The sequence below is a fragment of the Methylocapsa sp. S129 genome (genome assembly GCF_009765995.1).
Lineage (GTDB): Bacteria > Pseudomonadota > Alphaproteobacteria > Rhizobiales > Beijerinckiaceae > Roseiarcus.
In genome coordinates, this window is sequence record NZ_LMUI01000011.1 from 860,311 (window position 1) to 870,911 (window position 10,601).

A 10,601-nucleotide genomic window follows, 5' to 3' on the forward strand; every position below is an offset into this window, starting at 1 on the left:
TGGATGGGTTGCTTGAGTCCTGAAGTTTAAGAATTGTCTGGAGCGAAAAATCGCATGCCGACGCAGCCCAGCGCCAGTAGAATAGCGAAGAGGCCGAAGGCGCCCGAAAGCGAGAAATAGTTGGCGATCGCGCCCATCGCCAGCGGCGCGGGCAGGCGCGCCAGCGAGCCGAACAATGCGACGGTCGAAAGGGCCGCGGCTGCGGAAAATCCGCGATGTCCCACCGCGAGCGCGACGCCGCATGGCATGATCGATCCAGTGCCGAGCCCAATGATGGCGAAGCCAAATATTGTCACGAGGAAGCCGGCATGCGCGGCGACGACGACAAAGCCGAGCGCGGCGATGGCGAGCGAGACGATAATCAAGCGCCGGTCGCTGACGAGCCGGCGGACGCGATCGGCATTCAGACGCAGCGTCGCCTGAAAGGCGCAAAAGAACGCCGCGCCGAGGCCGGAAATGGCGGCGAGTTTTGGCGCTTCGTCTTGCAGCAGAAGCGACGACCAATAGGTGGCGGCGCCTTCGCCGGCGACCGATATGCCGATCACGATTCCAAGAACGATAAGGCTGCGGGTCAGCAAAGCGCGGCGGCCGGACGGCGACTCCTGCGCGCGCTCGACGCCCCGTTCCGGCGTCGCGACAAAGACCCATGCCGTAACGCCTGCGGCGGCGGCGAGCGCAATCAGCGCGGAGAGCCAGGATCCGATATTGACGGCGATGAGGCTGCCGGCGATCGCCCCCACGGCAATGCCGCTCGATGCGCCGCCATGCAAGCCCGCCAGGATAGGACGGCTGAGGTCTCGTTCGACGCGCGCGCCTTCGGCGTTCATCGTCAGATCGACCAGCCCCCCGAAAACCCCGAAGGCGATCATGTTGATAAAGATGGCGCTTGAGGATTGGGCGATGAGCAGCGAAGCGACAGCAATTCCTTGCAGCGGCGCCCCGACCAGCAAGACCTTGCGCAAGCCGAAGCGGCCGCCAAAAAAACCAGCGCTCGACATGGCCGCGAGATAGGCCGCCATGAACAATGTCATGGCGATTCCAAAGACGGGGGCGGTGACGCCGGCGCGCGCCAGAACGCTCGCCGAAGCGCCGGACCAGAGCCCGACGCCCAGACCATAGATGGTGAACAGCCCCGCCATCGCGCCATGCGGGGTGGCTAGAAACGCCCGCGGCTTATCGCGATCGACGGCGGCGAGGGGCAGCGGCGTCATGCGCGCATCACTTTCCTAGAAATCCGTCGGGACGCCGCCCTCCGCCTTGCGGCGGGCGACAAAGGCTTCCATCGCTTCGCGCCGTTCGGGCTCGATCGGCGGGGGCGTAAAGTTTTCCAACCGCTCTTTATAGAGGCGATTGGCCGCGTCATAGGCGGTCGGCGAACCGGCTTCGCGCCAGGTCTCGTAATTGCGCCAGTCCGAAATCATCGGGGCGAAGAACGCATTGCGATAACGGGACTGGGTATGGGCGGCGCCGAAGAAATGGCCGCCCGGGCCCACTTCGCGCATCGCTTCGATCGCCAGCTCTCCTTCGTCGACCGCGACGGGCCGCAGGAAATCGGCGACCATGCCGAGAAGATCGGCGTCGAGCGCCATTTTCTCGAAAGACGCCTGCAGACCGCCCTCCATCCAGCCCGCGCCATGCATCAGCATATTGGCGCCGCCCATGATGGCGCCCCATAGGGAGAACACGCTCTCATAGGCGGCCTGCGCGTCCAGCGAATTGGCGGCGTTGGTGTTGGACGAGCGATAGGGCAGGCCGTGGCGGCGCGCGAGCTGGCCGCCGATGATCGCCGTCTTCATATATTCGGGCGTGCCGAAGGCGGGAGCGCCGGACTTCATGTCGACGTTCGAGGTGAAGCCGCCATAAACGAAGGGCGAGCCGGGCCGCACTGTCTGCGCGAGCACGAGGCCCGCCAGGGCTTCGGCGTTCTGCTGCACGAGCGCGCCTGCCAAGGTGACCGGCGCCATGGCGCCGGCAAGCGTGAAGGGGGTCAGCACGACGACCTGATTGCGGCGCGCCATCTGGATGATCCCCTCGATCATCGGCGTGTCGAGACGCAGCGGGGAAGACGAGTTGATGACGGTAAACAGCGACGGCTCGCGCTCCAGCGTCGCATCGTCGATGCCGCGCGCGATCTTGGCCAGCTCGATCGCATCGAGGTTGCGCTCGCGCCCAAGGCTGTACGCGTGGATCGGCTTGTCCGACAAAGTGAGCATGTCGAAGATCGCATCGAGATGCCTGACGGAGGCATGGAGGTCGACCGGTTCGACGGGATAGCCGCCCCATAAATGAATCTGTTCGAAGCTCTGGCCGAGCCGGATGAAATTCTGGAAATCGCGATGATTGCCCGGCCGCCGCCCGCCGTCGCGATCGAAGGAATTGGGGGCGCTGGCGACGGAGCAGAACGCGGTATGGTCGCCGCCGATGACGAGCGCGCGTTCGGGATTGCGCGAGTACAACGTGAATTGCTTCGGGGCGAGACCTATGTGGGCCTCGACCAAAGCGGGATCGAAACGCACCCGGTCGGAAGCCGGATCGACGTCGGCGCCGATCTCGCGCAGCATCGCCTTGGCTTCGGCGTGCAGGAAATCCATGCCGATTTCCTTCAGCACGGACAGCGACGCCTGATGGATCGCCTCAAGTTCGTCGGCTGAAACAAGCGCGACGGGCTGGAAGGGGAATCTGGGCTGCGGCTGCTTGGGCGCCGGCCCGGGCGCAGCGCGCTCTCCGCCGCGCCTGCGGCGGCGCGGAGAGTCTTCGCCCGGCGGCGCGTTGTCGGTCATGGCTTCATTCCGATCCATCCGATGCTGGCCGGTTGCGAGATACGAACCGGGCGCCGGTGCAAACTACCTGCGCGCTTGCGCGACGGCTCACGCTATTTTGGCATTGCCGCATGCCGAATTGCGACCGCTCGCGGCAAAATGTGCGAACGCCCCGCCGCGCGGCTGCTATTTGACCGCGCGCACTCTGGGGAGTTCGGGCTCCTGCGCTTCGGTCGGAATGGTCCCGTTCGGAGGATTGGCCGAGAATCGCGCGATCAGCCATGAGCGGAACAAAGCCACCGCCTCGTTGCTGAGGTCCTCCGGGTGGGTCGTCAGGTAATAGCCGTAGCCTTCGTCGAGCGAGATGTCGAAGGGACGCACCAGGCGGCCGGCCTCCACTTCTTCGTGAAAGAGCTCGGGATCGGCCAACGCCAGCCCCTCGCCGGACAAAGCATATTGAACCGCCAGTTGCGCGGTGTCGAAGACAAGGCCGCGATCGACCGAGAGGTCCGGGCGCCCGATCGCCCGCGCCATCATTTCCCAGAAGAAATGCCTTGGCCGATCCTCGATCTTGACGTGCAAGAGATCGCAGGAGGCGATGAGCCGCGCCGGATCCGGGCGCTCGATGCTCTGCAATAATTTGGGGCTGCACAAAATGGTGCTGCGCACCATCCACAGGAGATCGTGGATCGCATCGGTGACGCGCGGTTCGGAATAGACGATGGCGATGTCTATATCGCCGTCCATTTCGGCGCCGCTCACCGGCTTTGACACGATTTCGAGGGCGATGCCGGGATGCTCGGCGCGGAAATCATGCAGGATCGGGATCGCCAACCGATAGGCGAATGTCGTCGGCAGCGCCACTTTCAGGACCCGCTTGGGCCGGCCCTTCTCCTTGATGACTTCGCGCAGCGCCTGGTCGATGCGGTCGAATGATTTTGAGACCGCGGGCAGAATATGCCGGCCTGCTTCCGTCAGCACGAGCTGCTGCGGCCGTCGCTCGAACAAGGTGACGCCGAGAAAGTTCTCAAGCACGATGACATGGCGGCTGACGGCGCTTTGCGCGACGGTCAGGCTGTTGGCGGCCGCGGTGAAACTCAAATGCTGGCCCGCCGCCTCGAAGGCGCGCAGGGCATTAAGCGGCAACCATTTTCGATCCATCGTCGTCTCCCCCGGACGACGCGCGAGAAGTCATCCGGTGCGCGTTTTGGCGAGCATGTCCTCCGCGAGTTCGTATCCCATGCCCGGTTGGTCAGTCAGCACGATATTGCCAGCGCTGTCTATCTTCAAGGGCTCAGCCATCATGTAATCGCGACGATCCACATCCCACTCGGGCGGATCGTAGGGAAATTCGAGGAATGGCGCGTCGGCGACGCCGGCGGCCAGATGGGCGTTGGCGACGACGCCAATGCCGTTGGTCCAGGTGTGGGGCGTGAAGACGAGATTGTGCTCTTGCGCCATCAGGGCGACGCGGCGCAGGCCCGTTAAGCCGCCGACCAGAGCCGCGTCCGGTTGCAGAACATCGAGACAGCCCTCGGTGATGAGATCGCGGAACTCATAGAGTTCGCGGGTCATTTCGCCGCCCGCCACGCGCACGTCGACCATCTCGCGCAAGCGGCGCATCCCAGCGCGATCGCCGCGATGCAGGGGCTCCTCCATCCAGTAAATTCCGAGCCGTTCGAGTTCGCGCGCGACCTTGACCGCGTCTTTGAGCGACCATGGCGCGTAGACGTCCCACGACATCCGCCAGCCCTGATTGCAATCGACCATCAGGTCGAGCTTGTCGCCGATCCGGGCGCGCACCGCTTCCAGCGCCTTGATGTCGGCGCGCCAGTCGCCGCGGTGGAACCGGATTTTCAGCGCGGTGAAGCCCTTGGCGAGATAGGCTTCCGCCGCGTCGGCAAGCTCCGCGGGGCCGCGCAATGTGCCCGACGACGCATAAGCCCTCACCGTATTGGACAGGCCGCCGATCAGCTTCCAGCAGGGTTGGCCGGTAATCTTGCCCGCCAGATCCCATAAAGCGATGTCGAGCGGCCAGCAGCGGCCCCAGTGAAAGCTGATGTTGTTGAGGATGCGCCAGTGCCGCTCGATCGCCATCGCATCCTGGCCGACGAACAGATGTTCGTGCCCCTCGAAGCCGAGCATCATGTCGCCCGAACCAATGCCGGTGACGCCAAGATCGGTATGAACGCGCACGATCGCCGCGTCCCAGAACGTGCGCGGCTTGGAATCCCAGCTCGCATTGAACGGCGGATCGAAATGATGGCGATGCCGGGTGATTTCGATCGCCGTAATGATCGCTTTGGGGGCGAGGGCGAGAGGCGTGAAAGGGTCGGGCATAAAAGGCTCCGTCAGAGAGCGCTCAGCGATAAGCGGTCCAGATTGTCTTGAAGTCCATGTATTTGTCGACCGCGTGCGGCGAGCGGTCGCGGCCGAAGCCCGATTGTTTGAAGCCGCCGAACGGCGTCGCCATCGACGAGCGGTCGAATGTGTTGACCCAAACCGTGCCCGCCTTGATGGCGCGCGTCAGGCGATGGGCGACATTCATGTCGGCGGTCCAGACCGCGGCGCCCAGGCCATAAATGCTCGCATTGGCCAGACGGGTCGCCTCGGCTTCGTCTTCGAAAGGAATCACCACGACGACGGGGCCAAAAATTTCCTCTTGAGCGATGCGCATGTCGTTGCGCGCGCCATCGAGAATGGTCGGCTCGATGTAAAAACCGCCGGTTTCCGCCATAACCCGCTTGCCGCCGAGCGCAATCTGCGCGCCCTCTTTTTCGCCGAGCGCGATATAGGAAAGCACGCGCTCCATATGATGCTTTTCAACCAGCGCGCCCATTTGCGAGGCGGCCTCGAAGGGATGGCCGAGCGGGATTTGCGCGCGCGCGACTTCGGCGATCGCTTCGACCAGCCTGGCGCGCACCGAAGAATGAACCAGCACGCGCGATCCCGCGTGACAGGTCTCGCCCTGATTGTAATAAATGCCCCAGGCGATCGCTTCGGCCGCCGCCTTGATGTCAGCGTCGGCCATCACGACATGCGGGCTCTTGCCGCCGCATTCGAGCGAGACGCGCTTCATATTGCTCTCGCCGGAATAGCGCAGCATGAGCTTGCCGACGTCCGTCGAGCCGGTGAAGCTGATCATGTCGACATCGGGATGCAGCGCCAGCGGCTTGCCGGCGCGCTCGCCAAAGCCCGGCACGACATTGAGAACGCCGGCGGGAAGCCCGGCCTGATGTGCGAGGCCGCCAAGCAGAATGGCGCCAAGCGGCGATTGCTCGGCGGGCTTCAACACGACGGAATTGCCAGCGACCAAAGCAGGGCCGATTTTCCAAGCGCCGATGATCAGCGGGTAGTTCCAGGGCACGATGGCGCCGATGACGCCCAGCGGCTCACGGCGAATGAGCGCGACGTCATTCGCGCCGACGGGGGCGACTTCGTCGATCAGCTTATCGGCCAGCTCGGCGTAATACTGGATGCAATCGGCGCAAAACGGCACGTCGACCGCGAGCGAGTTGCCAATCACCTTGCCGACGTCCAGCGTCTCCAGCAGCGCCAGCTCATCGATATGCTCGCGGATGAGTTCGGCAAAGCGCAGCAGCACGCGTTTCTTGTGAGCGGGCGCCGCATCGCGCCACTCGCCTTTCTCAAAGGCGCGCCGCGCGGCGGCGACCGCCAGATCGATGTCCGCCGCATCGCAATCGGCGACTTCGGCAAAGACGCGTCCGTCGATCGGCGACACCTTCTCGAATCGGCGCTTTGAAACCGCATCGACATAGGCGCCGTCGATGAAAGCGCGCGCCTCTATTTTGAGGTCGGCCGCGCGGGCGAGCCAGCCGGCTTTGGTGTTGGGGCGATCGAGCATGGCCGAGCCTTATGAAACGGAGAGAACTTGTCTGGCGAGCATCAGCAGATCCGCTTGGCTGGCGGCGCGGCGGTTGGAATCGCGCATGGCGGCGTTTTCCGGCCGCGCCGTCTGCGCGGCGAGTTCCTGCGCTGTCACGCCGGCGAACTCTTCCGCCAACGAAAGCTTGACGCCGCTCGCGCGCAGCAGCTTCTCATAAGCGGCGATGAAGCCGCGCGCGCTCGGCTCCGCGCCCATATCGGCGGCGCAGGCGGCGAAAGCCTCGTTGTCCTCGACGTTCCACGGCAAGCTCGCGAGCATGGCGATGCCGACCGCCCTGCCGTGGTGGATCGGCCGCAGCGAGCCCATGGCGTGACCAAGCGCATGCGCGATCGCCGTGCCGCAATTGTCGATGGCGACGCCGGCGAAGGCGGCCGCCCATTGCAGGCCCGCGCGCGCCTCCAGATTCCCCGGGGTCTCGACCGCCGCCACGAGATGGCGCGCTACGAGCCGGATCGCTTCATGCGCATAAAGGCCGGCGGCCGGGTTGGCGTTGCGATTGGTCGCCGCCTCCACCGCATGGACCAGCGCGTCTATGCCCGTGGCGGCGGTCAGCGGTCCCGGCAGGCTGACCGTCAATTCAGGATCGAGCACGACTTCGTCGGCCTTGATTTCGTCGCCCCAGAGCCAGACCTTGGCGTGATCGTCGCGAGTCAGAATCGCCGTGCGCGTGGTTTCCGACCCGGTTCCGGCGGTGGTCGGCACGCAAATTTTCCTCAAACCCTTGGCGGGCAGGGGGTTAGCGAAAAGCTGATAATGCGCCGCCGAGTCCGCGGCGAGCGCGATCGCGGCGACCGCCTTGCCCAGATCAAGCGCGGAGCCGCCGCCCAGGCAGACGACGACGCTGGATTTTTCTGATCGCGCCAATGCGGCGGCGGCGTCGGCCTGCGCGATGGTCGGGTCGCTCTGGAACGCGTCGAAGATTGTGAAAGCGAGGCCGTGGCCGCGCAATCCCCCTGCGATCTCCTCGACGAGGCCCGTCGATTTCAGCCCGGGATCGGCGACAAGAAGGACATGGCCCTGCGCGCCGGCCAGCGTCGCGATCCGCGCGCGCGCGCCGACGCCCGCCGTAATGCGCGGCATCCGCGCGAGTTCATAAACGCCCATTTTCCGCCATTCGCTGGTTTGCCAGATGAGGGCGCACCATCGACTGCCGGGGCGCGCCAGGGAATATGATTTTGAAGATGCGCCAATGCCTTGTTGTCATGCGGGTGAGGAAAGGCGGTCCAGCGCCGCGCTGTGCTAACGGCTCGTTAACACTATGAAAGCGCCGCTCCAAAGGTAACGACGGCGGTTACGAATTGTTAAGCCGGGCAGCGGCTAATTCAATTGGTCTGATCAACGTCGCAATCTCAGAAATGGCGACGTATTGGCTGGATCACACGATGAGTAAGTTCTCCCGGCGGGACTTATGGGCATCATGCCGCTTCATCGTATCGGTGCAAATCCGAATGTCCCCAACAATGTCATTTCCGGGCGCGCGGTCGATTTGGCCCAGTCTCGGACGGCGGGATTTATCGGATGCTCGGGCAGGCTTTGCTTCAACGCCACGGCCAATCTCTTGACCGCGATCATGAGCGCATGGCGCAGCCGGAGGTCGGCGGCGACAGGCTCTGGCGTCAGATCGGGAGCGGAAGGGGCGAATCCGAGCGTCAATCGACAATAGGGGCGCTCAGGGCGCAGGTGCTGCGTTATGAAACGACCATCGACAAGATCGCGCAGGGCGTGTGCTTTTTCGACGGCGAACAAAGGCTGATGCTTTGCAATCGCCGCTATGCGGAAATATACGGCCTCGCGCCCGAAGATGTCAGCGTCGGCAAGACATTGCGGGAGATCGCCGAACGCCGCTTCGCCCTTGGCGCGTGCCCGGCGATGACGCCGCAGGAATATCTTTCATGGTGTGATCGGGTCAATCTGGGGCGCGTCGCGGATAGTTGGACCGCGGAACTCAAGGACGGCCGGACGATCCTGATTCATCATCAGCCGCTGCCCGAGGGCGGCTGGGTGGCGACGCATGAAGACGTCACCGAGCGGAAACTGGCGAACGTTCAACATGAGGAGCAAGCCGAGATCCTCGAAATGATCGCGGTCAGCGCGCCGCTGGAAAATGTTCTCGATCGTCTTGTGCGCCTCATCGAGTCGCAGATGATACGGATGCATGGCTTCGTCCTGCTGCTGGACAGCGACGGCGTCCGGTTGCGCCATGGCGCCGCCCCGAACCTGCCGAAAGCTTATGCCGAGGCCATCGATGGCCTGCGCATCGGCTCCAATGCCGGCTCTTGCGGCGCGGCCGCTCTTCGGCGGGAAACCATTGTGGTCGCCGATATCCTGACTGACCCGTTGTGGGCGGATTGTCGCGACCTGGCCGCTCCGCACGGCCTTCGCTCATGCTGGTCGACCCCGATCCTGTCGCATCATGGCGCGGTGCTCGGCACATTCGCGATGTATTCGAAGGAAGTGCGCGAACCGACCGCTGCCGAAATGCGCCTGGTCGACGCCGCCACGCGCATCGCCGGCATTGCGATCGAACGCAAGCAGGCCGAAGATCGCATTCACTTCATGGCCAACCACGACGCGCTGACCGGGCTTCCCAACCGCACCCTGCTCAAGGACCGCCTCACGCAGGCGGTCCTATACGCACAGCGCTACGACCGTTGGGCGACCGTCGTGTTCGTCGATCTCGACAATTTCAAATTCATCAATGACAGCCTGGGCCACAATGTCGGCGACGAACTTTTGAAGATCGTCGCCCATCGCATGGTCTCTTGCATCAGAGCGACCGATACGGTGGTGCGGCTCGGCGGCGATGAATTCGTGATCCTTCTTTTCGATCAGCCCAAGAGCGCGGACATCATCTCGGCGACGCTGCAAAAAGTCAGGGCGGCGATCGCGGAGCCGATCCATGTCGACGGGCATGATCTTGAGGTCACTTGCAGCATAGGCTTGGCGAATTATCCCAATGACGGGACCGACGCCGATACGTTGCTGGCCAATGCTGATGCGGCGATGTACCGCGCCAAGGAAATCGGCCGCGACAATTTTCAGTTCTATACGCCGGAACTGAATACGAAGGTCCACGAAAAATTCCTGCTGCAAAAAGAACTGAGAAACGCGATCGTCCGCTCGGAATTCGTCATCCACTATCAGCCGCAGGTGGATCTGCGAACGGGGCGCGTCTTCGCGGTCGAAGCGTTGATCCGCTGGCAGCATCCGACCATGGGCATGATTTCACCGATCAAATTCATCCCGATGGCGGAGGAGACGGGGCTGATCGTGCCGATCGGCGATTGGATTTTGCTCGCCGCCTGCCGGCAGAACAAGGCCTGGCAAGATGCGGGCCTGCCGCCTATGACCATTTGCGTGAACGTATCGGCGCGGCAATTCAAGGAAAAGAACTGGGTCAGCCGCGTCGCCGGCGCGTTGCAGGAAAGCGGCCTCGACGCTAGATATCTTGAGCTTGAGCTGACCGAAAGCCTGATCATGCAGGATGTCGACCAGGCGGTCGCGACGATGCGGGAACTGCAGATTCTGGGCGTCCAGCTTTCCGTCGACGATTTCGGCACCGGCTACTCGAGCCTCGCTGCGCTGAAGAACTTCCCCGTCGCCCGATTGAAGATCGACAAGTCCTTCATCAGCGACATTCTCAACAATGAGAGCGACCGGGCCGTCGCCAGCGCTGTGATCTCGCTCGGCCAAAAGCTGAATCTGAGGGTCATTGCCGAGGGCGTCGAGACAGACGGCCAGGTTGCATTCCTGCGCGAAAATAATTGCGACGAAATGCAGGGTTATCACTTCAGCAAGCCGATCCCCGCTTGCGACATTGAAAAGCTGCTCGCGGCGCGACAGCATTCCTGAAGCGCGGGCGGCGGAATAATCCGCAGCCCTCGCCATTCGGATCGGGGTCGCCAGCGGCGGTTGCGTCCGGCGCCCGCCCGTCC

General features: G+C 63.6%; 7 protein-coding genes. 1 reads left to right on the top strand and 6 read right to left on the bottom strand.

The genetic code is table 11. The features are described 5' to 3' along the window. Positions 1-26: 26 nt before the first annotated feature. The 6 genes from GSQ90_RS06570 to GSQ90_RS06595 all read right to left on the bottom strand — a co-directional run bounded on the left by GSQ90_RS06570 (position 27) and on the right by GSQ90_RS06595 (position 7,770). Positions 27-1,211, bottom strand: coding sequence for an MFS transporter (locus GSQ90_RS06570; RefSeq protein WP_158813958.1), 1,185 nt, complete (start codon positions 1,209-1,211; stop codon positions 27-29). Positions 1,212-1,226: 15 nt separating this feature from the next. Next, positions 1,227-2,780: a trimethylamine methyltransferase family protein gene (locus GSQ90_RS06575; protein WP_158813959.1), complete on the bottom strand. Its 1,554-nt coding sequence runs from the start codon at positions 2,778-2,780 to the stop codon at positions 1,227-1,229. Positions 2,781-2,945: 165 nt separating this feature from the next. Continuing rightward, positions 2,946-3,920 carry a LysR substrate-binding domain-containing protein gene (locus tag GSQ90_RS06580; protein WP_158813960.1) on the bottom strand — a complete coding sequence of 325 codons (975 nt, stop codon included), beginning with the start codon at positions 3,918-3,920 and terminating at the stop codon, positions 2,946-2,948. 30 nt (positions 3,921-3,950) lie between these two features. After that, complete coding sequence (locus tag GSQ90_RS06585) at positions 3,951-5,099, bottom strand: mandelate racemase/muconate lactonizing enzyme family protein (RefSeq protein ID WP_158813961.1); 1,149 nt, start codon at positions 5,097-5,099, stop codon at positions 3,951-3,953. A gap of 22 nt (positions 5,100-5,121) precedes the next feature. Further along, a complete protein-coding gene (locus GSQ90_RS06590) occupies positions 5,122-6,624 on the bottom strand; it encodes an aldehyde dehydrogenase (RefSeq protein WP_158813962.1) in 1,503 nt (500 codons plus the stop codon). Between the two features lie 9 nt (positions 6,625-6,633). Beyond that, positions 6,634-7,770 (bottom strand): iron-containing alcohol dehydrogenase, encoded by a 1,137-nt coding sequence (locus GSQ90_RS06595; protein WP_158813963.1) that lies wholly within the window; start codon positions 7,768-7,770, stop codon positions 6,634-6,636. A gap of 474 nt (positions 7,771-8,244) precedes the next feature. Here GSQ90_RS06595 and GSQ90_RS06600 point away from each other — a divergent pair, with 474 nt between their 5' ends. After that, on the top strand, positions 8,245-10,518 hold the full coding sequence (locus GSQ90_RS06600) for an EAL domain-containing protein (protein WP_210254831.1): 2,274 nt from the start codon (positions 8,245-8,247) through the stop codon (positions 10,516-10,518). Positions 10,519-10,601 lie beyond the last annotated feature (83 nt).

Excerpts from the sequence above, each read along its gene's own strand:
- GSQ90_RS06570 (WP_158813958.1), bottom strand. The coding sequence starts at position 1,211 with ATGACGCCGCTGCCCCTCGCCGCCGTCGATCGCGATAAGCCGCGGGCG.
- GSQ90_RS06575 (WP_158813959.1), bottom strand. The coding sequence starts at position 2,780 with ATGACCGACAACGCGCCGCCGGGCGAAGACTCTCCGCGCCGCCGCAGG.
- GSQ90_RS06580 (WP_158813960.1), bottom strand. The coding sequence starts at position 3,920 with ATGGATCGAAAATGGTTGCCGCTTAATGCCCTGCGCGCCTTCGAGGCG.
- GSQ90_RS06585 (WP_158813961.1), bottom strand. The coding sequence starts at position 5,099 with ATGCCCGACCCTTTCACGCCTCTCGCCCTCGCCCCCAAAGCGATCATT.
- GSQ90_RS06590 (WP_158813962.1), bottom strand. The coding sequence starts at position 6,624 with ATGCTCGATCGCCCCAACACCAAAGCCGGCTGGCTCGCCCGCGCGGCC.
- GSQ90_RS06595 (WP_158813963.1), bottom strand. The coding sequence starts at position 7,770 with ATGGGCGTTTATGAACTCGCGCGGATGCCGCGCATTACGGCGGGCGTC.
- GSQ90_RS06600 (WP_210254831.1), top strand. The coding sequence starts at position 8,245 with ATGGCGCAGCCGGAGGTCGGCGGCGACAGGCTCTGGCGTCAGATCGGG.